Annotated in this window: 28 protein-coding genes, 2 tRNA genes and 1 pseudogene; 11 read left to right on the top strand and 20 right to left on the bottom strand. The window is 62.8% G+C overall.

From position 1 onward, the window contains the following. The first annotated feature begins 1 nt into the window (after position 1). From IEY38_RS19040 to IEY38_RS19055, 4 genes are all read left to right on the top strand, one after another. Positions 2–1,666 carry an electron transfer flavoprotein subunit alpha/FixB family protein gene (locus tag IEY38_RS19040; protein ID WP_188980276.1) on the top strand — a complete coding sequence of 555 codons (1,665 nt, stop codon included), beginning with the start codon at positions 2–4 and terminating at the stop codon, positions 1,664–1,666. Beyond that, positions 1,659–3,320, top strand: a complete 1,662-nt coding sequence (locus tag IEY38_RS19045; protein WP_188980278.1) for an FAD-dependent monooxygenase — start codon at positions 1,659–1,661, stop codon at positions 3,318–3,320. Before IEY38_RS19040 ends, IEY38_RS19045 begins: the two co-directional genes overlap by 8 nt. A gap of 11 nt (positions 3,321–3,331) precedes the next feature. After that, entirely contained in the window at positions 3,332–3,691 is a 360-nt protein-coding gene (locus IEY38_RS19050) for a hypothetical protein (protein ID WP_188980280.1), read from the top strand. A 68-nt stretch (positions 3,692–3,759) separates the two neighbouring features. Then, the gene (locus IEY38_RS19055; protein ID WP_188980282.1) at positions 3,760–4,491 is read left to right on the top strand and encodes a GNAT family N-acetyltransferase; all 732 of its coding nucleotides are present in this window, start codon (positions 3,760–3,762) and stop codon (positions 4,489–4,491) included. On the opposite strand, the gene IEY38_RS19060 is transcribed toward IEY38_RS19055, so the two are convergent. From IEY38_RS19060 to tmcA, 5 genes are all read right to left on the bottom strand, one after another. Continuing rightward, positions 4,488–5,462, bottom strand: a complete 975-nt coding sequence (locus tag IEY38_RS19060) for an LLM class flavin-dependent oxidoreductase (RefSeq protein ID WP_188980284.1) — start codon at positions 5,460–5,462, stop codon at positions 4,488–4,490. The two genes, IEY38_RS19055 and IEY38_RS19060, sit on opposite strands and share 4 nt — an antisense overlap. Positions 5,463–5,536: 74 nt before the next feature. Beyond that, positions 5,537–7,138 (bottom strand): class I adenylate-forming enzyme family protein, encoded by a 1,602-nt coding sequence (locus IEY38_RS19065; protein WP_188980455.1) that lies wholly within the window; start codon positions 7,136–7,138, stop codon positions 5,537–5,539. A 123-nt stretch (positions 7,139–7,261) separates the two neighbouring features. Continuing rightward, positions 7,262–7,426: a hypothetical protein gene (locus IEY38_RS19070; RefSeq protein ID WP_170098218.1), complete on the bottom strand. Its 165-nt coding sequence runs from the start codon at positions 7,424–7,426 to the stop codon at positions 7,262–7,264. Continuing rightward, positions 7,423–7,920, bottom strand: a complete 498-nt coding sequence (locus IEY38_RS19075) for a DUF456 domain-containing protein (RefSeq protein ID WP_188980286.1) — start codon at positions 7,918–7,920, stop codon at positions 7,423–7,425. The genes IEY38_RS19070 and IEY38_RS19075 overlap by 4 nt, the downstream gene beginning before the upstream one ends. Then, positions 7,917–10,238: a tRNA(Met) cytidine acetyltransferase TmcA gene (tmcA, locus tag IEY38_RS19080; protein ID WP_188980288.1), complete on the bottom strand. Its 2,322-nt coding sequence runs from the start codon at positions 10,236–10,238 to the stop codon at positions 7,917–7,919. Before tmcA ends, IEY38_RS19075 begins: the two co-directional genes overlap by 4 nt. Between tmcA and IEY38_RS19085 the strand changes: the two genes are divergently transcribed. From IEY38_RS19085 to IEY38_RS19110, 6 genes are all read left to right on the top strand, one after another. Then, the gene (locus IEY38_RS19085) at positions 10,237–11,250 is read left to right on the top strand and encodes an NAD(P)H-dependent flavin oxidoreductase (RefSeq protein WP_188980290.1); all 1,014 of its coding nucleotides are present in this window, start codon (positions 10,237–10,239) and stop codon (positions 11,248–11,250) included. The genes tmcA and IEY38_RS19085 overlap by 2 nt on opposite strands. A gap of 213 nt (positions 11,251–11,463) precedes the next feature. Continuing rightward, positions 11,464–11,826, top strand: a complete 363-nt coding sequence (gene rpl7ae / locus IEY38_RS19090; RefSeq protein WP_004593501.1) for a 50S ribosomal protein L7Ae — start codon at positions 11,464–11,466, stop codon at positions 11,824–11,826. Between the two features lie 11 nt (positions 11,827–11,837). Further along, on the top strand, positions 11,838–12,065 hold the full coding sequence (locus IEY38_RS19095) for a 30S ribosomal protein S28e (RefSeq protein WP_004516764.1): 228 nt from the start codon (positions 11,838–11,840) through the stop codon (positions 12,063–12,065). Positions 12,066–12,067: 2 nt separating this feature from the next. Next, on the top strand, positions 12,068–12,424 hold the full coding sequence (locus tag IEY38_RS19100; RefSeq protein ID WP_170098214.1) for a 50S ribosomal protein L24e: 357 nt from the start codon (positions 12,068–12,070) through the stop codon (positions 12,422–12,424). Continuing rightward, the gene (gene ndk / locus IEY38_RS19105; protein ID WP_005535544.1) at positions 12,424–12,888 is read left to right on the top strand and encodes a nucleoside-diphosphate kinase; all 465 of its coding nucleotides are present in this window, start codon (positions 12,424–12,426) and stop codon (positions 12,886–12,888) included. The genes IEY38_RS19100 and ndk overlap by 1 nt, the downstream gene beginning before the upstream one ends. A gap of 66 nt (positions 12,889–12,954) precedes the next feature. Then, positions 12,955–13,212: a glutaredoxin family protein gene (locus IEY38_RS19110; RefSeq protein ID WP_188980292.1), complete on the top strand. Its 258-nt coding sequence runs from the start codon at positions 12,955–12,957 to the stop codon at positions 13,210–13,212. Here IEY38_RS19110 and IEY38_RS19115 read toward each other — a convergent pair. From IEY38_RS19115 to IEY38_RS19170, 12 genes and pseudogenes are all read right to left on the bottom strand, one after another. Further along, a complete protein-coding gene (locus IEY38_RS19115) occupies positions 13,185–13,898 on the bottom strand; it encodes a hypothetical protein (protein WP_188980294.1) in 714 nt (237 codons plus the stop codon). The genes IEY38_RS19110 and IEY38_RS19115 overlap by 28 nt on opposite strands. Before the next feature lie 48 nt (positions 13,899–13,946). Continuing rightward, the gene (msrB, locus tag IEY38_RS19120; RefSeq protein WP_188980296.1) at positions 13,947–14,351 is read right to left on the bottom strand and encodes a peptide-methionine (R)-S-oxide reductase MsrB; all 405 of its coding nucleotides are present in this window, start codon (positions 14,349–14,351) and stop codon (positions 13,947–13,949) included. Between the two features lie 35 nt (positions 14,352–14,386). Next, positions 14,387–14,460 (bottom strand) — tRNA-Thr (locus IEY38_RS19125). Between the two features lie 32 nt (positions 14,461–14,492). Beyond that, complete coding sequence (locus IEY38_RS19130) at positions 14,493–14,960, bottom strand: GNAT family N-acetyltransferase (protein WP_188980298.1); 468 nt, start codon at positions 14,958–14,960, stop codon at positions 14,493–14,495. Positions 14,961–15,047: 87 nt separating this feature from the next. Next, positions 15,048–15,623: a CBS domain-containing protein gene (locus tag IEY38_RS19135; protein WP_188980300.1), complete on the bottom strand. Its 576-nt coding sequence runs from the start codon at positions 15,621–15,623 to the stop codon at positions 15,048–15,050. Between the two features lie 67 nt (positions 15,624–15,690). Continuing rightward, a complete protein-coding gene (locus tag IEY38_RS19140; protein WP_005535527.1) occupies positions 15,691–16,464 on the bottom strand; it encodes a GTP cyclohydrolase III in 774 nt (257 codons plus the stop codon). Positions 16,465–16,572: 108 nt separating this feature from the next. After that, a complete protein-coding gene (locus IEY38_RS19145) occupies positions 16,573–16,911 on the bottom strand; it encodes a DUF7344 domain-containing protein (protein ID WP_188980302.1) in 339 nt (112 codons plus the stop codon). Positions 16,912–16,966: 55 nt separating this feature from the next. Beyond that, the gene (locus tag IEY38_RS19150; protein ID WP_188980305.1) at positions 16,967–17,266 is read right to left on the bottom strand and encodes a DUF5785 family protein; all 300 of its coding nucleotides are present in this window, start codon (positions 17,264–17,266) and stop codon (positions 16,967–16,969) included. 45 nt (positions 17,267–17,311) lie between these two features. Beyond that, positions 17,312–18,573 (bottom strand): annotated as a pseudogene (locus IEY38_RS21790) (PGF-pre-PGF domain-containing protein). A 466-nt stretch (positions 18,574–19,039) separates the two neighbouring features. Then, a complete protein-coding gene (locus IEY38_RS19160) occupies positions 19,040–19,672 on the bottom strand; it encodes a hypothetical protein (RefSeq protein ID WP_188980307.1) in 633 nt (210 codons plus the stop codon). A 269-nt stretch (positions 19,673–19,941) separates the two neighbouring features. After that, a tRNA-Ser gene (locus tag IEY38_RS19165) sits at positions 19,942–20,025 on the bottom strand. Between the two features lie 26 nt (positions 20,026–20,051). Continuing rightward, positions 20,052–20,804: a hypothetical protein gene (locus IEY38_RS19170; protein WP_188980309.1), complete on the bottom strand. Its 753-nt coding sequence runs from the start codon at positions 20,802–20,804 to the stop codon at positions 20,052–20,054. Between the two features lie 100 nt (positions 20,805–20,904). Between IEY38_RS19170 and IEY38_RS19175 the strand changes: the two genes are divergently transcribed. Beyond that, positions 20,905–21,447, top strand: coding sequence for a hypothetical protein (locus IEY38_RS19175; protein ID WP_188980311.1), 543 nt, complete (start codon positions 20,905–20,907; stop codon positions 21,445–21,447). Here the strand turns inward: IEY38_RS19175 and IEY38_RS19180 are convergent, their stop codons facing one another. The 3 genes from IEY38_RS19180 to IEY38_RS19190 are packed head-to-tail and all read right to left on the bottom strand — an operon-like array spanning position 21,448 to position 23,719. Continuing rightward, positions 21,448–22,074, bottom strand: a complete 627-nt coding sequence (locus IEY38_RS19180; protein ID WP_188980313.1) for a uracil-DNA glycosylase — start codon at positions 22,072–22,074, stop codon at positions 21,448–21,450. A gap of 1 nt (position 22,075) precedes the next feature. Continuing rightward, a complete protein-coding gene (gene aroC, locus IEY38_RS19185) occupies positions 22,076–23,275 on the bottom strand; it encodes a chorismate synthase (RefSeq protein ID WP_188980320.1) in 1,200 nt (399 codons plus the stop codon). 48 nt (positions 23,276–23,323) lie between these two features. Beyond that, positions 23,324–23,719: a hypothetical protein gene (locus tag IEY38_RS19190; RefSeq protein WP_188980322.1), complete on the bottom strand. Its 396-nt coding sequence runs from the start codon at positions 23,717–23,719 to the stop codon at positions 23,324–23,326. Positions 23,720–23,743 lie beyond the last annotated feature (24 nt).

The raw sequence follows: 23,743 nt of genomic DNA on the forward strand, positions 1-23,743 counted from the left end.
CATGCCTGAAATCGACCCCACAGAACACGAGATCGCCGAGCTGGGCCCGAAAATCAAAGACGTCGACGACGCCGACGAGCTCCGGGCGATGCTGGAACTGGAGGAAGACGGTGAGGACCGCATGCCCGTCAAGACGCTCATCGAGGACCGCATCGACAAGGTTGAGAGTGACGACGACGGCGAAATCGATCCGGAAACCGTCGACCTGTCGGCCCTCACTGTCGCCGACGTGGCGAACATGGTGCGAGAGGTCGACGACGCCGACGTGCTCCGGGACCTGCTCGAACGCGAGAAAGCGGGCCAGGACCGCAAGACGGCGAAATCGCAGATCGAGAGCCGCATCGAATCTGTCGAAGGAACCGGTGAGGGCGAGGGTGAGGAGACGGCAGAAGTCGAGTACGTCCCACCGGCGGAGAAGTACCCGGACCTCGACCACCCGACCAACGACAAGCAGTGGGTCGAGGGGACCGTCGGCGCGGAGTACCGCGACATGTGGGTGTACTGCGAGACCCAGGCCGGCGAACTCGTCGACGTGTCGAAGGAGATGCTCGGGAAGGCTCGCGAACTGATGGACGACTACAACGCAGCGTACGACGAGGAGGAGCGCGTCGTCGCCGTGCTTATCGGGGCCAACGCGAGCGACCACGTCGAGGATGTCGTCGCCTGCGGCGCGGATCTCGTCGTCTATCACGAGGACGACCGCCTTGATCGCTTCCGCCACCAGCCCTACACCGAAATCTTCTGTAACATGGCTCGCGCCGGCGGCGACCTGGCCGTCGAGGGCCGTGAGGAAGTCGAGTGGAAGGACTACCACGAGCCGCGCTACACCGTCTTCCCGGCCACGAACAACGGTCGGGACCTCTCGGCGCTCGTCCAGGGCGAACTCGACTCCGGATTAGCGTCGGACTGCTCGGGGCTGTACATCGAGAGCGCGATGATCTCGAACCCCGCGAAAGTCGGCACCGCCGGGGACAAGAAGGAGTTCGAGCGCGTGCTGCACATGAAGCGCCCGGACTTCTCCGGGTTCGAGTATTCGACGATTCTCTGTATCGACAAGCCCAACCGGGATTTCCACCCGCAAGGGGCGTCAGTGATTCCGGGGAGCTTCGAGATGCCCGAACCGGACTACGAACGCGACGGCGAGGTCGTCGACTACGAGATGGACCTCGACGAGGCGTGGTTCCAGGTCGAGGTCGAGGAGTACGACCGTCTCTCCGGCGATGTCGACCTCACCGGCCACGATGTCATCGTCGCTGTGGGCCGCGGCATCGGTGACGACCCGACGCGGGGCATCGAGCAGGCGCTGGACCTCGTCGACGCCTTCGAGGACGCCGATCTGGGACTATCCCGCGGGGTCATCACCTCGTCGTACTCCTTCGACGGCCACGTCGAGCAGTACGTCACCGAGGAGCGCCAGATCGGCGAGTCCGGGCAGGAGGTCGAACCGGACGTGTACATCGCTACGGGCATCTCCGGGGCGATCCAGCACAAGGTCGGCTGCGACGAGTCCGATACGATCATCGCGATCAACACTGACCCGGACGCCGATATCCGCGACTTCTCGGACTATCTCATCGAGGGTGACCTGTTCGAGGTCCTGCCACAATTGACCGAGGCGGTCGAATCCGGTGAACTGGGTGCGATGATGGAGGCCAGCGATGACTGACGCCGCCGAGGAGTACGAGGCTGTCGTCGTCGGCTGTGGTCCGGGTGGGGCCGCCGCGGCGGCGACGCTCGCGCGGAACGGCGTCGAGACGCTGGTGCTCGAACGCGGCGTCGATGCCGGCTCGAAGAACGTTTCTGGCGGGCTCATCTACGCCGAGGAGTCGGCACCCTACACCATCGACGGGCTGTTTCCGGACTTCCGCGAGGAAGCGACGGAGCGACCGGTGACGGAGAACATCATCCACAACATCGCCGGCGACAAGGTGAAATCCTTCGACATCGGCGACCTGCACCACCACGACACGGCGTGGGCCGACGCAGTACTCCGTCGGAAGATGGACTCATGGCTCGCCAAGCAGGTCCACGAGCGCACCCGGGAGACCGGCGGCGGCCTGCTGACCGAGGTCCACGTCACCGGCCTGCTGCGTGAACGGGGCGAAATCGTCGGCGTGACGACCGAGGAACTGGACCCGATCAAGGCCGACATCGTCGTGGCGGCTGACGGCGTCAACTCCGAACTCGCCCGCGATGCCGGGCTGATGGACTGGGAAGAGCCGGAGGAGTGGTTCCAAGGCGTCAAGGCGGTCGTCGATATGGAACCGGAAGTCATCAACGACCGGTTCGACGTGGCCCCCGACGACGGCGCAGCCCACCTGTTCTCGGGCGACCTGTTCGACGGCGTCCGCGGCGGCGGCTTCCTCTACACCAACGAGTCCTCGCTGTCTATCGGCACCGTGTTCCACCTCGATTCCATCGCCGAGGAGCGGGCTGAACCCCACGAACTGCTCGACAGCCTGCTCACGCATCCGCTCATGGCCCAGTGGCTCAGCGACGAGTACGACGAGCGCGAGTACAGCGCGAAACTCGTCCCGGACTCGAAGAAGGCGGCCCATCCCTCGCCACACGAAGACCGCCTCGTGCTGGTCGGCGACGCTGCCGGCCAGATGCAGGCCCAAGGCCCCATCATCAAGGGGATGAACCACGCGGTCACCGCCGGAGCGCTGGCCGCCGAGGCCTTCGCCGACGCGAGGGCACGAGACGACCCGTCTCAGGCCGGCGACCTGTACGAAAAGAAACTCCACGACGAGGGCGTCATGGACAAGCTCCGGCCGACCGGGTACAAGGTGTTCGGACAGCTCGGTGAACTCGGTCCCGTCGACGACCTCTCGAACGCTATCGCCGAGTCCGCCGTCGGCCGGTTCGGGGTTCGCGCGGCGGCCGGACTGCTCGAACGGGCCTACGCCTCGCCGCGCATGGTGTCGATGATCCCCGACACCAAACTGCCATACGTGACGCTACCGACGGTCATCGCCGAGGAACTGGGCGAGCCCGTGACCGACGAGAACACCGTCTCGCCACCGGATCTGGGCGACCGCATCGGCGACCTGACCTACGACGTGGGCGACCCGCACATCGAACTGGTCGACAAGTCGTTCGAGGCCTCGGGCACCGCTGTCACGGCCTGTCCGGTCAGTGCCGAGGACTTCGGCGGCGGCTGTTACCGCGACGAGATGGTCCAGACCAACGGCAGCGAGGAACACCTCGTGAGCCTCGACACCCAGCCCTGCGTCGAGTGTGGCACCTGTGCCATCGTCGCCGACACCGAGTGGGAACACCCCGCTGGCGGGAAAGGCGTGGAGTTCAATCAGGGGTGACCCGTTCGGTGATGAGTGGCCAGTACGACGACCGCCTTCGGACGCTCTCCCGCCAAGCGGAGCAGACCCGCGAGTCGCTGGACCCCGACCCGCCGGACGAGGAGCGCGCGATGGAATTCCTTCGGGAAGGGTTCGGCCCCACGGTAGCTCTGTACTGTGAGGCCCGGACCGGCGGGTCGTGGGTCCGCTTCTCCGAGTCGGAGTTCAAGCGGCTCGAACGGACGATGAACGACTGGCTGGACTGCTACGCCGCCTGCTACGGCGTGGAGTTAGCCGGCACCTACAGCGTCAGAGCGGCCGCAGAGCTGCTCGTCGATACACACAACGCTCGCGACGTGGCAGTGCTTCTGACCGGCGTTCCGGACCAGTAGCGACCGTTTGCCTAGATGTGAATGGTTTTTGATAAAGGATTAAGTACTGTGTCGTGGTAGCTAATACCATGGAGCTAACAGAGCCACTGCAGTTCGACCACGAGGATCGACGGGACATCTACGAGTACGTCGAATCACACGGGTCCGTCGAACCGAGAGCGGCCCGGTCGGCGCTGCAGATGGACCCGCGGCCGTTCGGCCATCACGTCGCGATACTCAAACGCGACGGCGTGCTGGAGGATATCGACGGGGAACTCCGCGTCGCCTACAACGACACTGTCGAAGAGGAGTTCGAGGCCGACGACATCGAGTTCACCATCCGCCAGGCGCGACAGGAGGATCTGACCGGACTCGTTGGAGCCATCCGGGCCGCAATCGGCGGCGGTGAGTACGTTGACGCGGAGACCGTCGCCGACGTGGTGGACAGCGAGGGTGTGTTGCTCCGACACAACGAACTGGAGTCGCGCATCTTCTTCGTCGCCTGCATCAACGACGACGTGGTCGGGTGGGTCCACCTCAAACATCCCGAAGTCGAGAAGCTCAGCCACACGGCAGAGCTAACGCTGGGTGTACTCGAACGGTATCGTGGCCACGGCATCGGCTCGCAGTTGCTCGCCCGGGGGACCGAGTGGGCGTCGTCGAACGGCTACGAGAAGCTCTACAACTCCGTCCCATCGACGAACGAGGACGCGATCGAGTTCCTCGAAGGCCACGGCTGGGACATCGAAGCCATCCGCGAGGATCACTACAAATTCGGCGATGAGTACGCCGATGAGGTGATGATGGAGGTCGACCTCTAACTCGGCCCCAGCGCCCGAATCGTCGTCCGAGCCAGCTCCCCGTCGACCTGCTGTGGCACAGTTAGCAGAAGCCGGTCGATGACAGCTCTGTCCGCAATCCTATCCCGTTTCTCCCGTGCCTGTTCCGGCGTCCCGGCGATGCCGAGGTCAGCCGTCAATTCGTCAGTGACGAGCTCCGTCGCCTCGCCGCGGTCACCCGCCTGCCAGGCGTCGGCGATGCGCTCCGCCCGGTCCGGATATGTCTCCGCGACCGCTCGACGGTATCCCTCGCCGCTGCCGACGTAGTAGGCGATGTGCTGCCGGAGTTCCTCGGTGGCTCGCTCGGCATCCTCGTGGACCACTGCCGGCACGTACGGTGCGACGGTGATCTCGCTTGGGTCGCGGTCGGCATCGCGTGCGGTCTCGGCGATGTAATCGAACGACGCTTCGAGTTCAGAGAAGGGAACCATGTGTGGGAGCCAGCCGTCGGCGAGTCTGGCGACGACCCGCCTGTTGGCCGGCCCGAGGGCGGCGTGGTACACTGGCACGTCACGATCCAGCGGCGGCACGCCGCTGACAGAGACCACCTCGCCATCGTAGGTCACTCGCTCGTCGCTGGTCATGAGTTGTTTGATGATATCGATAGTCTCGTGGGCGCGGCGGACCGGTCGTTCAAATTCCATGCTGTGCATGTTCTCTATCGACCGGGCTGTACTCGTTCCCAGACCCAGCACTGCCCGCCCGTCCGAGACCCTGTCGAGGGTCGTCGCTGTCATCGCCAGCACGGCCGGTGACCGCGAGAAGACGTTGAGTATCGCGCTTCCGATTTCGATGTTCTCAGTCCGTGTCGCGATGTCCGTGAGTTCGACGACGGAGCTAGCGCCCCACAGTTCGTTCAGCCAGACCGAGTCGTAACCGTGGTCTTCGGCTTCGACGGCCAGGTCGATTGTGCTGTGGTCCTCGACGCGTGGCACGACGACTCCCAGATGCATGGTGTGACCGACTGCTGGAAACCTAATAAAGAATCGTGTTAATACATCTCAGCGCTTCACAGCTACCGCCGCGCTCACTCCTGACCGATCATTCGTTCCTGCTCTTGCCAGTACTCTTCGCGGAGTTCGTACTTCTGGATTTTCCCGGTCGCCGTTTCAGGAAGCGAGTCCCGGAAGTCGATGCCGGCGGGGACCTTGTAGCTCGCGACGCGTTCTCTGAGGAAATCCAGAATATCCTGTTCGGTCACGTCGCTGTCGGCCGTCGGGACGACAATTGCCATCGGCGTCTCACCCCAGTCCTCGCTCGGAGCCGGAATGACCGCGGCTTTCAGCACATCGGGGTGGTCGTACAGTTCGTCTTCCAGCTCGATCGAGGAGATGTTCTCGCCTCCGGAGATGATGATATCCTTCCGGCGGTCCATGATCTGTATCATCCCGTCGTCGTCCCACGTCGCGAGGTCGCCGGTGTGGAAGTACCCCTCGATGCGGTCGTTGAATGCCTCCTCGGTGATCTCGGGCTTGTTGAGATAGCGGTCCATCACCTGATTGCCCTGCACCACGATCTCACCGATGGTTGCACCGTCGTGTGGTACGTCGTTGCCGTCCTCGTCGACGACGCGGATATCGGTACACAGCACCTCCGAGCCCTGCTTGACCTTGAGTTCACGGCCCCGTTCGGCGATGCGCCGCGGGGAGTTGCTGGTTGTGATGATCGGGGCCGTCTCGGTCAGGCCGTAGATGTGGATGATGCGCCAGCCGAACTCGTCTTCGACGCGCTCGATGGTCGCCGTCGCCGGGGCGCTACCGGCCGTCGCGATTCGTACGTCGTGGTCCCCCTGTGTCACTACGTCGCCGTCGTTTGCTCGGTAGTGCTGGATGAGTTTGTTCAGCACTGTCGGCGCACCACACATGAACGACACGTCGTACTCACGGACCCGGCGGAAGGTGTCCGCGGCATCGAAGGTCCGCTGGCAGACGTGCGTCCCGCCGGTTCCGGTGATGGCGTAGGTGTGGCCCCAGCCGTTGCAGTGGAACATCGGGAGCGTCCAGAGGTACGTGTCGTCGTCGCGTATCTCCATGTGCTGATTGAGGACCAGCGAGTGCCAGCTTTCGGTCCGATGGGTCCTGACCACGCCCTTCGGGTCCCCCGTAGTACCGGACGTGTAGTTGATGCTGGCGTCGTCGTCCTCGGTCATGTCCGGTCGGTCCGGTTCGGCAGTCGGCTGCCCGTCGAGGATACCGCTGTAGGCGTCCCATTCGCCGTCGATACGGTCGGGCTTGTAGCCGATGTACGTCTCCGCAGGGATGTCGTCCCGTACCGGCTCGACCTTCTCCGCGAAATCGTAGTCGGCGATGACCGTCGCAGCTTCACAGTCGTTCAGGATATACTCGATTTTCGCAGGGTCGAGCCGGTAGTTCAGCGGGACAAACACCGCGCCGAGTTTGTTCGTCGCGTACAGCGTCTCGATGAAGTAGTGTGTGTTCGGCGCGAGGAGGGCCACGCGACTCCCCTTGGAGACGCCCCGGTCCGACAGTGCGTGTGCCAACTGGTTGATTCGCTCGTTTACCTCCGCGTACGTGTACTCGGTGCCGTCGTGGGCGACGATGCTGGTCGCGTCGTCGTAGATGTCCGCTGCACGGTCGATGAAGTCGGTGGTGAGCATCTCGCGTTTCATGATAACACGCCTCACTTGTCGTATTCAATCCCAATTATTATTATATTTTCTTCGTGAACGTTTGGCAGCCCGCCGATCTAGTACCTACGTGTGAATTAAAGAGTCAATTCCGACGACAGCGGCCTACGGCCACTCGTCCTCGTGGCCGTCCATCGGCGACGGGACGACGCCGTCCTTCTGCGCCCAGACGCGGGCGTGGGCCGGACACACTTTCCGGTTCGCATCCCAGGGGATGTGGAGTTCGACCGCGGCTTCGGTTTCGCAGCCGTCCTCCGCACACTGTGTCATAGGAGCGCGACGGCAATCATAGTGACCAGTATCGATGCGGTCAGCAGGGCCTGAACGACGCTGGAGGCCAGCATCCCAGCGGTGGTTACCAGTGCTGCCTTCGCGCTCCCTCTCGCGTCCTCCTGCCGATAGAACTCGACGACAAACACCGTCCCGGCGACGCCCAGCAGGATACCGAGCGGGCCGGTGACGAAAAAGAGGACGAGCGCCACGACGCCAGCGAGGGCCGCCGTCCAGTTCGACGCTCCGCCGACGCGCGCGGCGACGGCCCCGCCCGCGATGTCGACGGCCCACGTCAGCAGGCCGACCAGCGTCAACAGGGCCAGCAAAAGCGTCCCGGGGTTAGTCATGCCGCTGGCGATCCAGTACAGGTACACGCCGGCGAGCGAGACGAGCGCGCCGGGGACTTGGGGCGTGAGGCTACCGATGACACCGCCGACCAGTAGGGCGAACGCGAGTACAAACAACAGCGTTTCGAGGCCAACCAGGCTCATAGGTGTCTGTCGAGTTCCTCCTGTACCCAAGGGTCGCCGTACAGACGCGTCAACCTTTCGACTATTCCGCCGAGTGTGCGCATACACTCACGCTCGGAGACGAACGCCAGCTCCTCGGCGACGGCCGACCATGGATGTGCCTGCAAGACTTTTCGGACGAGCAGGCGTTCCTCCTGCGCTGAGAGCGCGGTCGCGTCGGCCGGGTCCGACAGACGTCGGCGGGTGAGTTCACGGAACGGTTTCGGGTTCGTGTCGAGGACTGACGCGCCGCCGGGGACGCCGGCGACCAGCCGCCAGTCCCACTCCGAGAGCGATACCGGCCGCTCGCCGTCGGTCGCTCGAAGCACGGCCCGAACAACGTCAGGGTCACAGTCGTCGAGTGGGTCCGACAGTACCGCCGCGATTCGGTTCTGGAACCACTCCCCGTGACGCGCCGCGAGCGCCGCCCCATCGTCGGAACAAGGGTCGAGCATTACCACGGAGTACTCGCCGCTGGTCGCGTTCCGCGAGGTTGCGAGGTGGACGGTGTTGTAGCCGTTGTCTGCCCAGAAGCGGACGAGTTCCGGCGTTGCACCGTAGCTGACTCCAAGCCAGTCCACGTGGTCGGTGAACTCCGCCTTGATCTCCGAGAGGAGTTTGGAGCCGAGCCCGCGAGACCGGACCGCGGCGTGGGTCGCGATGCGGAGGACCCGTTGGCCGACCGGAACCCCGGCGGCTTCGTCACGGAGTTGTGTCGACAGCACGTCCGGGAGCATATTCCCGCGGACCCGCCCGCCCTCGTACATCGTGGCCCGGGTCGACGCCGAGAGCCCGCCTTCCTGTGCCAGCAACGCCACTGCCACGACGTGGCCTTCGTGGGTCAGCGCCCTGACGGTGAGGTTCGGTGCATCGAGCAGTCGGGCCAGGTCCGAGGGTTCCGTCCGGTAATGCGCCAGCACGAGCAGGCCAAACACCTCCCGGAGTAGATGTTCGTCGGGGAGCAGGTCCGCCGCTGACAGGCGCCGATACTCGACGGTTTCCGGCGTCGCATCTTCGATGAGCTGGTCGACCGGCGGGCGAGCGTCCAGCAACAGCGCCCGGAACGCCCACACCTCCACGGGGTCGGCGTCGCCATATCGAATCGGTGTCGTCATCGACACGTCGGTGACGGCGAGGTCGCTTTCGGCAAGTCGGTCACGGAACCGGACGGAGAAGCCCCGGCCTGCCCCCTCGTAGCCGTGGACGGTCGTGGTGAAGGCGACCGCTGGCGCGTCGAGGAACTGTTCGAGTCGCCGGACCGGCAGGGCCGCGGCCTCGTCGACGATGACCACGTCGGGACCATCCGGAAGCGATGCCGCTTCGTCCGGTGGCGCGTACCGCACACAGCCCGCCCCTGCAACGCTGAGCCGCTGGGGGTCTGACGAACGGTCGCGCGTGAAGTCGACGCCGAGCGTCTCCAGCAGATGTCCCGCCCGCGCGAACACCTCGGCGGCGCTCCGGTACTGCGGCCCGGTCACCAGTACGTCCCTGTCCGCCGCGGCGAGGTTGCCGGCGGCCAGCCCGGCGGCGCTTGACTTCCCCCGACCACGGTCGGCCTCGACCACGACCGCCTCGCCGTCGGTCTGCAGGTACTCGAACGCCTGGACCGCGTCCCGCTGGTCATCAGTGAGACACTGAGCGTAGGTCTCGGATCGGAACCACGCGTCGGTGGGTAGTGTCGGGCTCGGAACCGGACGGCTCGGTGGCGGGTCCGTCAGGCCGTCCTGCTCGATAGTGCCTGTGTCGACGATAGCGATACCTCGGTGTGCTCGCAACGTTTCGACGAACCGACGACGGAAGTGCCCGCTCACGTCCTCTACGCTGAAAGGCGGGACTGCGAGCGAGGCGTCGAACCCGTCGCGCTCCTCGGGCCACGTCTCCAGCGGCGGCGCGAGGAGGACGTAGAGGCCGCCGCCGTCGACGGCACCGACGGTCCGCCCGACCGCGTCCGGCCGCAGTTCCTCGTGCGCATCGAGGACGACAGCCGTCCGAGTCCGACCGAGAAGCTCCTCGGCGCGGGACTGCTCGTGGTGTTCACAGTCGAGGAACGATTCCGGGCCGACGACGGTCGTTTCGGCGCTGGAGATGCCTGCCGCGTCGAGCGCTGCTGCCGCTCGCTCCCGCGTCCGGTCGGGGTCGCCCGCCAGCACGAGCAGCCGGCGCTCGTTCGCACGGCGGGCCTCCGCTCGGAGCGAGCGCGCGATGTTCATACCGGAGGTGGCGGACGCGCCAGTATGGACCTGACGGTCATGGCGCTCCCTAGGTACGCTTTTTACCGGACAGGACACAGTCGCCGGCATGGCTCCCCTCCAGACCCCGCTCTGTTCCGAGATCGGTATCGACCACCCAGTCGTACAGGCTCCAGTCGGAAGCGTCTCGACACCGTCCCTTGCCGCGGCAGTCGCTGACGCGGGCGGCCTCGGAATGCTGGCGATGTCGTGGCGTGAGGCCGACGCGATCCGTGACGCGTACACGGACGCCGCAAACGCGACTGACGGCGTGGTCGGCGTCAACGTCGTCCTCGACGAGTCGACGGGCGTGCTCTCACCGTCGGCGTGTCTCGATGCCTGTCTGGACGCGGGCGCGTCGGTCGTCTCCTTCTCGTTTGGCGATGCCGGGCCGTACATCGACCGGGTCCACGAAGTCGGTGGCACAGCGATGGTAACGGTCGCCAGCGCCGCCGAGGCTAGAGCCGCTGCCGATGCTGGAGCCGATGTCGTGGTCGCTCAGGGCCGGGAGGCCGGCGGCCACGTCCAGAGCGACGTGACGACTTTCGCGTTGCTTCCGCGGGTAGCTGACTCGGTTCCAGTCCCGGTCGTCGCGGCCGGCGGTCTCGGCGACGGTCGCGGCCTCGCGGCGGCGCTGACGCTCGGAGCTGATGGCGGCTGGTTCGGCACTCGGTTCGTGGCGACCGAGGAATCCGGCGCGCACGAGAGATACCGGCAACGAATCGTTGACGCGCCCGAGACGGCGACGCGGTTTACCGACCTGTTCGACCGAGGCTGGCCGGACCAGCCACACCGGGTCCTCGAAACCGACGAGGTCCAACGGCAGGCAGGCCACGATTCGGACGAAATGGACGGCCCCAGTGACGCCGATCAAATCGCACAGATGCCCGACGGCGAGCCGATTAGTCGGCTTGCTGATATGCCACCGCTTGCGGGGATGACTGGCGATGTCGAGGCCCTGCCACACTACGCCGGCCAGAGCACCGGCCTCGCACAGGACGTACGGCCCGCTGGTGAGGTGGTGGTCCGTCTCGTCTCGGACGCGCGGGCCGCGCTGGCCGATGCGTCGGCGGCCGCGGAATAGGCAGACCCCCCGACAGCACCCGTGTGGCGGGCTGGCACGGGATTTCGGCTTCGAAAGCGCTTTTAGGGCCGGTAGCACAGAATGGGGTACAGCCTGCGCCGAGTTGATGATGCTCCCAGCCTTTTCAGGATACACACCGTCACGGTGTGACGGGCCTCGCGGCCCGGACACGGCGGGGGAGCCTGAGCTCGCGCGCAGGAGGTGAACATACAAATGCCAGTATACGTAGATTTCGACGTTCCCGCGGACCTCGAAGACGACGCCCTTGAGGCGCTCGAGGTTGCCCGGGACACAGGCGCAGTAAAGAAGGGTACAAACGAGACGACCAAGTCCATCGAGCGCGGCTCCGCCGAGCTCGTCTTTGTCGCTGAAGATGTCCAGCCCGAGGAGATCGTCATGCACATTCCGGAGCTTGCCGACGAGAAGGGCGTTCCCTTCATCTTCGTCGAGCAGCAGGACGACCTCGGTCACGCCGCCGGGCTCGAAGTCGGCTCGGCCGCTGCAGCCGTCACCGACGCCGGTGAGGCTGACGCCGATGTCGAGGACATCGCCGACAAGGTCGAGGAGCTTCGGTGAGGTGACCTCGGATGAGCGCTGAGGAATCCGAAAGCAGCGGTTCCACGCCCGCCGAGGTTATCGAAGTCGTGGGCCGGACGGGGATGCACGGTGAGGCCATGCAGGTCAAGTGCCGCATCCGCGAAGGCGAGAATCAGGGGCGCATCATCACGCGCAACGTTCTCGGCCCGGTCCGCGAAGGTGACGTGCTCCAGCTCCGTGAGACGGCTCGCGAGGCCGACACCATCGGAGGGCAGTAACCATGCCCCGGACACGCGAATGTGACTACTGCGGCACCGACATCGAGCCCGGCACGGGCACGATGTTCGTCCACAAGGACGGCGCGACGACGCACTTCTGTTCTTCGAAGTGCGAGAACAACGCCGACCTGGGCCGCGAGGCCCGCAACCTCGAATGGACCGACACCGCACGCGGTGACGCCGGTGCGGTCGAGGATGAGGCCGAAGAAGTCGAAGCTGACGCTGACGAGGCAGAAGCAGACGCTGAGGCGGCTGCGGACGAGGAAGCAGACGCGGAAGAAGCTGATGCCGACGCCGACGAGGCCGACGCGGATGCTGAAGACGACGCTGACGAGGAAGCCGAGGAGGCCGAGGCCTGATGTCCGAACACGAGCGTACGTTCGTGATGGTCAAGCCCGACGGCGTCCAGCGCGGCCTCATCGGGGACATCGTCTCCCGCTTCGAGGACCGCGGCCTGAAGATGGTCGGTGGCAAGTTCATGCAGATCGACCAGGAGCTCGCCGAGGAGCACTACGGCGAGCACGAGGACAAGCCGTTCTTCGACGGGCTCGTCGACTTCATCACCTCCGGCCCCGTCTTCGCGATGGTCTGGGAAGGTCAGGACGCGACCCGGCAGGTCCGAAACATGATGGGCGAGACTGACCCCGCCGAATCGGCTCCTGGCACCATCCGCGGCGACTACGGGCTCGATCTCGGTCGGAACGTCATCCACGGTTCCGACCACGAAGACGAGGGCGCAAACGAGCGCGAAATCGAGCTGTTCTTCGACGAGGACGAGCTCGTCGACTGGGACCAGATCGACTCGTCCTGGCTGTACGAGTAACGTCAGGTCGACCGCTGCGTTTTTTGGAGCACAACCACCTTGAGGACGGCGTCCGTACCGCTCAGTATGAGCCTGACGCTCTACCAGCTCGACGGCTGTCCGTACTGTGAGAAGGTCGCCGACCGACTGGACGACCTCGGAATCGAATACGACAGCGTCTGGGTCGAGGCGCTGCACTCGAAACGCGACGAGGTGAAGCGGGTCTCAGGCCAGCGGGGCGTCCCGGTTCTGGTCGATGAGGACCGCGGCATCACGATGGCTGAGTCCGAGCGTATTCTCGAATTTATCGAGACGACTTACGCGCCCGAAGCCCAGTCGGCGTAGAGATACCGGGCGGCCGCGCCGAGACTCGCAAATAGCAACGGGAAGAAAAACAGCAGGATGAGGAGCCACAGCACCGCCGGTGCGGCCTGTCCCTCGCCCCCGCCGTCGAACATGACCGTCCGGACGAACACGAAGCTCCCTGCGAACCCCGTTGCGACATAGCCGAAGCCGATGCCAGTGCCGACGAGCGCCGCCTCTTCGAGCAGGCTGTCAGACCGGGTATCGCCGCGATAGCGTTCGAACAGTGCGCCGACGACGACCAGCGCGACAATCGGAATCAGGAAATAGACGATGGGTGGCACGCTCGCACCCTGTGCGCCGTACAGGACGTTCCGGGCGGCAGAGCCGTACACCTCTGCGTCCGATGCCGTCACCAGCGTCGGCACGTGATGAGCGTTGTACAGCACGAACCCGTACTGGACTAACCGATCCGACAGCTCCGGCAGGTCGATCGACGACGGTCCGACGAGAAACAGCAGTGCGACGAGCAGGTATTCGACAGCCAGCGTCCCGACTGCGACGCCGGCCGCGCGAAGCCACGGAAACGTTCGGAGGCTCTCGGCTAGCAGGTGACTCTCCGGCGGTGGCTGTTCGGCGGTCGCAGTCGGTGGCTCGTCGACCAGCGACTCGTCGACCGATGTTCCGGCTCCGTCGTCGCCCGCCTCGTCGGTCCCGTGTTCAGTCACGTCTAGCCGTATCAACTTCAATGACGGAAAAAAGGGTTCCGGTGGTCGCTACTCCGACTCGAAGTCGAGCGCCGCGCCGTTGATGCAGTACCGCTTCCCGCTCGGCTCCGGCCCGTCGTCGAACACGTGGCCCAGATGACCGCCACACTCGGCACAGATGACTTCTGTTCGCTCCATCCCGTGGCTGTTGTCCGCCCGCGTTTCGACGTTGCCTTCCTGATACACGTCCCAGAAGCTCGGCCAGCCGGTTTCTGATTCGAATTTCCTGTCGCTATCGAACAGTTCCGTCCCACAGCCGGCACAGGTGAATACGCCCTCGTCCTCTACATCGATGAGCTCGCTGCTGAACCGCGGCTCTGTTCCAGACTCGCGGAGGATTCGGTACTCTTCGTCGGAGAGAATTTCGCGCCACTCTTCGTCGTTGTCCGGGAGTTCTTCTTCGGATTCACTCATGCTCTGCCGTACGCCCTCCAGCGGTAAAAGCGTAAAGCCAGGGGTGGGATTTGAACCCACGAACTCTCGATTACAAGTCGAGTGCTTGGACCACCCAAGCTCCCCTGGCGCGGTTGCATACCTGCGTTGTGTGGGGACCGTTTAGAGAGTATCGTTTTCGGTCGGCTTTTCGAGCTCGATCCGGTGTGGTGCGTAGCCCTGTGCTCGATAGAACTGCCGGGCGGATTCGTTGTCCGCCATCGCCTCCAGCGCGAGGATATCCGCACCGGCCTGGCGGAGTAGCTCTTCCGCCGTATCGAGCAGTTCGCTGCCGATTCCCTGGTTCCGGTGGACTGGTTCGACGAAGATATTCTCGATGATGCCCCGCGTCTCGTCTTGTTCGTACCGGCCGCTGTCGATAGTCACCATGACGAATCCGACGATGTGTTGGTCTATACAGGCGATACGGACGTTTTCGGCGACGACACGCTGTACGACCGTCTCTCGGACCGCAGTCCGGTTCCGGTCCCCGAACAGATGTGACCCGTGGGCACGCTGGCTCTCCGCCAGTCGGACCCACAGGTCGACGATGGTGTCCACGTCATCCATCGAGGCGGTGTCGATTTCCACGGTGGTACTCCGTGTCGTACGATGAAAACAGTTCGGCTACGCCGCCGTATCCGTCCGCTGTGAGAGACGGAGACCGGTGGGAGTGGCTCAGACGTCACGACAGTCCGCACAGAGGAGCTGCCCGTTGAACGACGCCAGATCTCGTGTAAACGTGCTACAGGCGGAACAGATGCCCTGATTGTCGAACGAATCCTCGGCGGCGGACTGCATCCCGTCGGTGGTGGCTTCCTGCCCGGTCGTCGCAACCGTCGAGGGCTGTTCGGCGACGTCTGTCGACTCGCTCTCTAGCCTCGCGGTCGAGAGGATGTCGTGCTCGGTCAGCGTTCCGAGCGGCTCTCTCTCAGCCGTTACCAGAAGGAACTCGGCGGACCGGCTCGCCATTCGGTCCCGGGCCGCCGGAAGTCCAGCATCGGGGCCGATTGTCGGAATGGATTCACGCATCACGTCGCCGACGGTGGCCGTTTCTGGGTCGCCGCCATCGACGATGTACGCCAGCACGTCCCTGTCCGTCGCGACGCCGACCGGTTCGTTCCCTCGTAACACGAGAATCGGATGTTGGTCCTCTCGGATCAGCAACTCCGTCGTTTCGAGGAGGTCGTCGGACTCGCTTGCCCCGACGTACTCTCTGTTCATAACCTCCCGCACAGTGACCTCATCGTTCATGCGTATGATTACCACATGGCTGGTCTAAAAGATACCTCCACTACGTTTATATCGTTTGACTCACAAATTACTCAGTTGTCTCGGTTTCGATGGTGACGGCCTCGCCGGTCGCCCGACAGGTCTCTAATGCGTGTTTGGCGTCCATTCCGGCCGTAGCTGCCGTCCGTCCGCGTCCGACACCGACTTTCAACTCCACGTCGACTTCCTCGCGGACGTGGTCGATGGCGTCGTGGTAGTCCGCTTCGTCCAGGTCCGGGCAGACTGCGATGACGTTATCGCCGCCGACGAAAAACGACAGCGAGTCGTGGGCCTCGCGCATATACTTCATGAGTGCTGCGTATCCCTGTTCGATCTGGATGAACGTGTCGAACTCGTTGAGCTGGTCGGTGTACTTTTCGGTGGCGTCGTCGACATCGAAATGCGCGAGTTGTACGTCTGTGGGCTTCCGGAACTGCTCGTCGATCGTCTGGCCGCGTAACACTTCTCGTCGGCCCTTGTCCTGTGCACTCCCGGCCTCTTGTAGCTGCTCCGTCGCTGTTCCCAGCGCAGAGACGGGCGTCGTTCCCGTCGCGACCGAGAGGCTCATCGTCACCGGGTAGCGATTGCCGACGGATTCCTGAATGAGTGCGTGTGCCGCTTCGTCCAGTCCGTTCGTCACGGCGATCATATTGTCGAACCGCGAGAAGAAGATGTAGCCGTCGCGGTTCCCGAACAACTGTGCGAGATCAGCGTACAACCGGGACTGGAGCGTCTGCAAGTCGACTTCACGGCGGGGCTCAGGCGTCACAGTCCACGGCCCGTAGTTGTCAATCTGTATATGGGTGATCTGGGTGTTGGTCACTGTCCATCGTTCGTTTCGAAGCAACGGGTATTGCTCTATCGAAATGTACCGGCAGCGTAGACTGTGGTCCGGTCCGACCGGTGTCGGATCCCGGACATGGGAGCCGATTCAACGGAGCTCAGTCGGTACTGCATCACGTCGCTGAAGCTCGACGGTTCCGATCATCGAATCGTATGCGACGACGTCCGTTGCCGTCAGTTTCGGGAGGTGCTCGGTGAACAGTTCCTCGGTGAGTTCGTCCCTGGCAGTGTCAGGGACTGCCGCTGGCTCGATGTCACGCTGGGCCGCCAGAACCGCCGTCACGAGGTCTGCTACGACCACTGGTTCACCGCGGTCTGCCAGTATCGAGAGCGCGCGACGGCGAGTGTCGTCCGACAACAGGTCAGCAACAACCTCCTCGGGGAGTCCCTGCTCGGCGCGGTCGCCGCTTGAAGATGTCGTCGCCATACGCGACGCTACACCGGCCTCCCACAAGTATGTGTCGTGCCCACACACTACACAATCAAGCCTGTTCGAGTCTGTACGGCCACCAGTCTGCCTCGCGCAGCGCGCGCCCGAGAGATTTGTGGAAGTCCGGGAAGTCCTCGAACTCATCCTGGTCGACGTACTCGAAGATGTCCGCTACGCTGACGACTGTCTCATAGTCGATCCGAACCGGGTGGTCCCCGTACTGTTCGACGTACTCCTCGGCAGTCAGTGGGAAGTCCTCGTCCTCGTCGACTTTCTTCGCCAGCACAGCGTGGCCGTATTTGCGGCGGCCCTCGCTTCCTTCCTCACCGTCCGGATCGTGTGGCCAATCCATACGCGATTCTCTGGACACTGGCACAAAAAGGGTTTCTCTCCCCGCCTACAGTTCGAAGCCGCTGTCGTTCCGGCTGCCACCCCGTCGGAGGAGCACGATGACGACGCCGAACAGCAGCAACGCACCGAGAAGTCCACCGATGACCAGTACCGTACTGATACCCATGACTGTGGCTGGGAGCGGTCCGAGTCCGCCGTCACCGTCAACCGCGGGTTCGGTCTGGACCGCTGGCTCCGTTCCCGTCGGCTCCGTCTTCGGCTCGGCACCGCCGTTCTCATCGGTCTGGAGCTGGCTTTCGGTTACCTGAACCTCGCCGGCGTTGACGTCGTTGAAGCCGATCTGGAACGTCCCCGGCGTCGTCACGACCGTCGACAGTGTCACCGTCTGTTCGGTGTCCGCTGGCACAGTCATCGAGGTCTGGTTGACGACTTCACCGTCGACCAGCATCTGCGCGTCATAGGTTCCCGGGGCACTGCCAGCGTTTTCGACAGTTCCCCTGACGGTGACACGATGTCCATCTGTCGCCTGTTCGTTGACGACTGACGTTCGTGTGACGGAGAACGACGGCTCGATTTTCCCGATGGCGTAAGCCGTCGCTCCTTTGTATCCGCCTCGTAAACGACGCGATTGGGCTGTTCCGAAGCGACAGCCGTTTCGGCAGCTTTCCAGGAGCCGTTGACGCGATGATACACGCGGACGTCCTGTGCGGCTATCCCAGCTTGCTGGAGTGTTGACCGGTTCAGTGCAAACTGCATCGACGACGGTTCGACGCCGCCTGACGACCCGACAGTCACCACGCCGAACACCGATGCAGCGTCACCGGATGGCACCGAGATGTCTGCCGCACTGGGTTCGGTGTATTCCGTCACGTCCTGGGTGAACGCCTCCTGTGACGCGTTGACCGTCCAAGACTGGAGCGTGAACGCGCGGTTCGCTGGCCCCGAGACGTTCATCACATAGGGTTCGTTCGTCGGGACCATCCCGCCGCGTATCTTGAGCTCCCGCATAGTCGAGTCCGTACGCGTGGTCTCGACTATTGCCGGTTTGACCTTGACTCGCCCGGCTGAATTCCCTGGGCTCTTGACTTTAATCCTGTACGTTCCGGGGGTGTCGAACTTCAGCGCCCGTGTTCGCTCAACTGCGGACTCGGCGTCGACGACTACCCGTTCGGTCGCTCTCGTTGTACCGTTTACTACGTACTCAATGCTCATTGCACCGCCCGAGTTGCCGGTGTTCTGGACTGTCGCGGTGACGTTCACCGAGTCACCGGCGAGTACCGTATTCGTGTCTTTCGAAGCGCCGGACACGAACAGACTCGGTTCAGCAACAGCAGGCCCTGCGGCCGTCACTGCGAGGAGGAGGGCGACGACACACACAGTCAGGAAGCCCGACCAGTGCTGTCTCGGGGACCTATCTTCACGTACCATTACACGGATATAATCCCGACCATCGACATAAAACCGCCTGATTGCCGGAATCCAGTATACTGTCCCTACGAGTCAGAAAGCGGCGAATTCTGTACCCTCCTTTTGTGCAGTCCTGAACCGGGCCGAATGCCGTGTGGGTCGTGCTCTAACCGGAGTAAGTCGGCCGAACGCACGACGTTGCGTCGGCTACGACTCGCTGGCTCCTCATCTCAGTTTGTGCACTCTACAAACAGAATCCAAAACTCGTCTTGTCCGCGCACTCCCACGTCAAGATTAGTGAGCGGACGGGTCCCATACTCCACTGGGGTAGGGGGTGGAATTGTTCGGGCAGTCTGTTGGACTATTGTTAGCCGTTCTGCTGTTCTGTATCCACGCCAAGCAATTCTCGGAAATGGTCCTCAAGCTCTTTCTTTAGTTCTGGGACTTCATCATCACTTACTCGCTCCCACAATTCCAGCCAATGCTCAGGGTCTTGGGGGTCCCCAGGCTCAGATTCGTGAGGTTTGTAAATCATAAACTCATGAAATATCGATTTCATTTCCTCGTATACTTCATCTACTGTCTTACAAACATCCTCTGGGAAATAGATTTGATTCCTTCTATAATACCTCAGAAATTCATTGCCAGATTCCTTTGCAGACATCAACAATTCACGTTTAGGGGGTCTATCGCCAAGCTCTACGGGGTCGGTCAGTTCTATCATATCCAACTCAAATTGAACGAGCTTTTCGTACAGTTCCGCCGTGACTTGCGCTCGGTCGGTATGGAGTTGTGAGTATCGAAGTTTTTCTTTATCAAGTTCAGCCTGATATTTACTCAGCTCTTTATCTATTTCTGCTTGATATTTATTCAATTCTTTTTCAAAGTATTGACCTATCATATCTTTTGCCACCCAACCAATCACCGTAGCCCCAACCGCAAATATACCCAATTCCTCAATAAGGAACACAGCCCCGCTGATAATAGAGTCCACAATCATATCCTTATATATAAATACTTACTAATAATTTTTACTCTTAAGCTGATGACTTTGCGAAGACTACACCGTCATTACAAGGCTACACAATGTGGTGCGAGAGGTCCGCACCACCGGGGTGGTCAGAGGTCAAGCCAGCCCCGATTAGCCCCGAGGCTATCGTACCTAGGATTTATGACCATGAATCTAGTTTAGGTGGGTGTGAACGCTGCGGGGCTGGATGCCAGAACCACCAAAACCGCAGTACGTGGCGCTAATTACGTAGAAACATACGGTGGGACTGGGATTTGAACCCAGGAATCCGTGAGGATACCTGCTTTCAAGGCAGGCGCAATAGGCCGCTCTGCCATCCCACCGCAGTCAAGCATATTCGGTGGGCCTTCTAAGACCTGTCGGTCTCTCGGACCACAGTCGGATCGCCGTCGTCATCGACAACACGGATTCCGAGGTCATCGAGGAACGTCGCCGTCCGTTGCGGTACGACCCGACCAGCCCGGTTCCGGGCGCGTAGCAGCGGAACCATCGTTTCGAGGTCAGATTGCGTTTCGAGGACGGGCGCTGATGGGAGGAAGTCCACATCGAGACCAGCATCTGCGGCACGCTCGCCGATGGTTTCGACCGCCGGGGTGGCGTAGCTGTCCTCGAAATCTATCGGTTCGCCAAAGCCCGCGTAGTAGACGCGGCCGCCCGCAGCGGGGCCGAGTACCACGCCGCTGGATCGGAGTTTCATCGCCGCGCTGTCGATGAGTTGGCGGTTCAACAGTGCTGCTGTCGGTTCGACGGCGGCGACGGTTGCGACGTCTTCCCGGTCGAGAAGGTGTGTGACAGTGTTCCCGACCCGACCAGAGAACGTCGAACCGACCTGTACCTCGAATCGGGCGTTGCCCGGTGATTCGAGGGCCGCTGTCACTGGCTCCCGAACCGCGGTCTCGGGGTCGACACCGTCCGGGATCTGGTCCGATGGCCGGTAGTTCACCAACAGCTCAGCACCGCTGATCTCCACCGCACGACAGACATCAAGCAGCATGGCCTCGTATAGCTCGGCGGCCTCGGCGTCGTCTACGATGCCGCCCGCCAGCTCCTGCAACACGAACCCTTCGACTGGCGGATCAGCCAGCACAGTTACCGTAGTCATACTGTCTTCTCGGCTCGACTGTGATTAGTCGCTTGTGTTCCACTGCAGCGACAGAACAATTATAACATGTGAGCAGTATTTGATAACTAAGAGAAACTATATGGAGCAATCCCAGACCTACAGATGCGATGGATGTGGGTCGGAGTACCGTGTTCTTGGTGACTCGCAACCGAAGATCGTGTGTCGTGACTGCGAACGCGAAGCCACGCTGTCCGGGACCGCGGCGGCACAGCGGGCGTACCATGTCGGCTACATACGGTATCGTGAGGCACGTCGCCAGCTATCCGATGCACTGGCGACCGTCGAAGACGGGGAGATGGCGCTCGCTCGCGGTGGGTTCGACAGTGCCGCATCGGACTTCGAGCAAAGCGTCGAGGAGTTCACAACGGCTGTTCGTGAAGCAGACGACAATGCGCTGGCCGAGTTGTCGGAACGAGCGCGCAAGAAAGCGACCTGTTTCTGGCAGGCTGCCGAGTGGCTCAGCGGTATGACCTACGCCAGCGAACAGGGTGCATCGACACAGGCGAGCCAGTACCGCCACGATGCTGAAAACCGGTTGCAGGCAGCAACGGAGTACGGGACAGTGTCGAGCCCGGACGAGTTGCTCCAGACCGCTGAAACCGAAGTCCAGTCCGACACCTAATTACCGCCCGCGCCGGCCCTTCGTCTGCCGGTAGTCCTGACCGAGCGTCTCACTGAAGTGCTCTAGAAACGCTGTCCGTTCCTCGTCGGTCTGCTCGCTCGGCGGAATCATCGGGAGGATTTCGAACCCGCGACCGCGAATCGTCGTCGCGTGTCGTTCCTCGATATCCAGTTCGTCCTCGCTCATCGTTGTGTACTCGAAGGCTAGCTCTTCGAGGGGGCGCTGCCCGACCGGCAGCAGGATTTCGGGGTTTATCATCCGTATCTCACTGTTGAGATACGGCTCGCAGTTGACGACCTCCTCGTCAGTCGCCTCCCTGTCGGGATGGCGGCAGCGGGTGACGTAGGTCAGGAAGGTGTTCTGTAACTGCGGTCTGTCGGCGTCCGGGTCCGAGCACATGTCGACCGCGGCGAGGATGTCGAGCAGTTCGCGCTCGCTCTCGCCGGTGAAGGGGACGCCCGACTCGTCAGCGCCGATTGCGGGCGAGTCGCCAAGGACGATGAACTCGGCGCCCACGTCACCGTAGCCATGGACGACGTTCTCGCGCGTTTCACACAGCGCGGGGCAGTTCTGGCACTCCTCGTCCATCCCGAACGGGTTCGATTTGGACTCCTGTTGTGCGTCCATCTTACTCGTCGTCGATAGTTTTCGCGTGGGTGTCCGCGTCCTCCGGATCGTTCTGCGGGCTGGACGGGTGGTAGTCGGTGTCGTACTCGCCCGGCCGGCCGTCGAGCCGGTCGGGGTTGATGCGGCCGCCAAGCAGCATGAAATCGAGCACCGTACAGGCGAGCATGGCCTCCACGACCGGGACCGCCCGCGGCGGCAGGACTGGGTCGTGGCGACCGGTGACGGTGATCTCCTTGCCTTCGTCGGTCTCCCAGTCGACCGTCTTCTGGGTCTTGGGAATCGACACCGGCGCGTGCCACGACACTTCGCCGTAGATCGGCTGACCGGTCGTGATGCCGCCCTGAATGCCACCGTGGTCGTTGCCGACCGGCGTCGGGTGGCCGTCCTCGTCGAACTCCCAGTTTTCAGTGTACTCGCTGCCCCGGGTCGTCCGGGCCTCGCGGCCGATGCCGTACTCGAAGTCGTTGACCGCCGGGATGGAGTACATCGCCTGTCCCAGCCGGGACGGGAAGCTATCGAACCGGGGTGCGCCGAGACCGGACGGGACGCCGCGACACTCGAAGTAGATCGCGCCACCGATGGAGTCCCCTTCCTTCTGGTGCTGGTCGGCCACGTCGCGCATTTCTTCGGCGGCCTCTGGGTCGGCACAGCGGACCTCGTTCTCCTCGCTGTGTTCGAGCATGTCCTCGAAGGTGACCGGACCGGCCTCTACGTCGCCGATCTGGCAGACGTGGGCCTTGATCTGGACATCGTAGTCGGACTGTTCGAGCACCTGCTTGGCGACGCCGCCCGCCGCGACCCAGTTGACCGTCTCGCGGGCAGAGGAGCGGCCGCCGCCGCCCCAGTTCCGGGTTCCGAACTTCGCGGAGTAGGTGTAGTCGCCGTGTGACGGCCGTGGTGCCGTGATGAAAGGTTCGTACTTGCCCGAGCGGGCGTCCTTGTTCTGGATGACCATCCCGATGGGGGTCCCGGTGGTGTAGCCGTCCTGGATTCCGGAGTTGATCGTCACCTTGTCCGGTTCCCCTCGGGAGGTGGTGATCATCGACTGGCCGGGCTTGCGCCGGTCGAGGTCTTTCTGTATCTCTTCCTCCGAGAGTTCGACACCCGCCGGAACGCCGGAGACGGTACAGCCCATCGCCTCCCCGTGGGACTCGCCGTAGGTCGTCATGCGGAACAGACGACCGAACTCGTTGCCGTTCATTACAGTGGTGTCGGGGTTGGGGGCATTTGAACCTTGTAGATGCGCCCCTCAGTCGTCGAGCCACCTGACACGGTCGAGAAACTGCACCGTCTCCGTTGCCTTGATCTGTTTTTCAAGAACCGCATCGAACACCTTGTCTGCGTCGTCGGGACAGGGCTCCCAGGTGTACCGTACCAGTGTCGTGTCCGTATACTTCGTGTTGACCGTACGGGCAAAGTTGCCCACTGAGGGGGTAGTACGCCGGCGTCCAACCACCACGCAGTCGAATTTGCGGTCGGCCAGCAGTGTCATCGCCCGGTCGGTGTTCGGTGTCGTTACTAGTTCGACTGCCTCGCGCTCGTCGGCGATATCGGCCTGCAAATCAAGCAACAACTGGTCGTCATCGACGTAGAGGACTGTCGTGGGGTTCGCAGTAGATTGTTCGGAAGCGCTCGTCTGATTCACAACGTGTGTTGTAAATGTTCTTCA

The sequence above is a fragment of the Haloarcula sebkhae genome, assembly GCF_014647415.1.
GTDB lineage: Archaea > Halobacteriota > Halobacteria > Halobacteriales > Haloarculaceae > Haloarcula > Haloarcula sebkhae.

Coding starts and splice junctions, on each gene's coding strand:
- IEY38_RS19065 (WP_188980455.1), bottom strand. CDS start 7,138: ATGAAACGCGAGATGCTCACCACCGACTTCATCGACCGTGCAGCGGAC.
- IEY38_RS19095 (WP_004516764.1), top strand. CDS start 11,838: ATGAGCGCTGAGGAATCCGAAAGCAGCGGTTCCACGCCCGCCGAGGTT.
- aroC (WP_188980320.1), bottom strand. CDS start 23,275: ATGAACGGCAACGAGTTCGGTCGTCTGTTCCGCATGACGACCTACGGC.
- msrB (WP_188980296.1), bottom strand. CDS start 14,351: ATGAGTGAATCCGAAGAAGAACTCCCGGACAACGACGAAGAGTGGCGC.
- IEY38_RS19135 (WP_188980300.1), bottom strand. CDS start 15,623: ATGAACGATGAGGTCACTGTGCGGGAGGTTATGAACAGAGAGTACGTC.
- IEY38_RS19100 (WP_170098214.1), top strand. CDS start 12,068: ATGCCCCGGACACGCGAATGTGACTACTGCGGCACCGACATCGAGCCC.
- IEY38_RS19060 (WP_188980284.1), bottom strand. CDS start 5,462: ATGCATCTGGGAGTCGTCGTGCCACGCGTCGAGGACCACAGCACAATC.
- IEY38_RS19180 (WP_188980313.1), bottom strand. CDS start 22,074: ATGGACGCACAACAGGAGTCCAAATCGAACCCGTTCGGGATGGACGAG.
- IEY38_RS19075 (WP_188980286.1), bottom strand. CDS start 7,920: ATGAGCCTGGTTGGCCTCGAAACGCTGTTGTTTGTACTCGCGTTCGCC.
- IEY38_RS19070 (WP_170098218.1), bottom strand. CDS start 7,426: ATGACACAGTGTGCGGAGGACGGCTGCGAAACCGAAGCCGCGGTCGAA.
- ndk (WP_005535544.1), top strand. CDS start 12,424: ATGTCCGAACACGAGCGTACGTTCGTGATGGTCAAGCCCGACGGCGTC.
- IEY38_RS19045 (WP_188980278.1), top strand. CDS start 1,659: ATGACTGACGCCGCCGAGGAGTACGAGGCTGTCGTCGTCGGCTGTGGT.
- IEY38_RS19085 (WP_188980290.1), top strand. CDS start 10,237: ATGGCTCCCCTCCAGACCCCGCTCTGTTCCGAGATCGGTATCGACCAC.
- IEY38_RS19110 (WP_188980292.1), top strand. CDS start 12,955: ATGAGCCTGACGCTCTACCAGCTCGACGGCTGTCCGTACTGTGAGAAG.
- IEY38_RS19175 (WP_188980311.1), top strand. CDS start 20,905: ATGGAGCAATCCCAGACCTACAGATGCGATGGATGTGGGTCGGAGTAC.
- IEY38_RS19050 (WP_188980280.1), top strand. CDS start 3,332: ATGAGTGGCCAGTACGACGACCGCCTTCGGACGCTCTCCCGCCAAGCG.
- IEY38_RS19040 (WP_188980276.1), top strand. CDS start 2: ATGCCTGAAATCGACCCCACAGAACACGAGATCGCCGAGCTGGGCCCG.
- tmcA (WP_188980288.1), bottom strand. CDS start 10,238: ATGCCGGCGACTGTGTCCTGTCCGGTAAAAAGCGTACCTAGGGAGCGC.
- IEY38_RS19150 (WP_188980305.1), bottom strand. CDS start 17,266: ATGGATTGGCCACACGATCCGGACGGTGAGGAAGGAAGCGAGGGCCGC.
- IEY38_RS19160 (WP_188980307.1), bottom strand. CDS start 19,672: ATGATTGTGGACTCTATTATCAGCGGGGCTGTGTTCCTTATTGAGGAA.
- IEY38_RS19145 (WP_188980302.1), bottom strand. CDS start 16,911: ATGGCGACGACATCTTCAAGCGGCGACCGCGCCGAGCAGGGACTCCCC.
- rpl7ae (WP_004593501.1), top strand. CDS start 11,464: ATGCCAGTATACGTAGATTTCGACGTTCCCGCGGACCTCGAAGACGAC.
- IEY38_RS19170 (WP_188980309.1), bottom strand. CDS start 20,804: ATGACTACGGTAACTGTGCTGGCTGATCCGCCAGTCGAAGGGTTCGTG.
- IEY38_RS19055 (WP_188980282.1), top strand. CDS start 3,760: ATGGAGCTAACAGAGCCACTGCAGTTCGACCACGAGGATCGACGGGAC.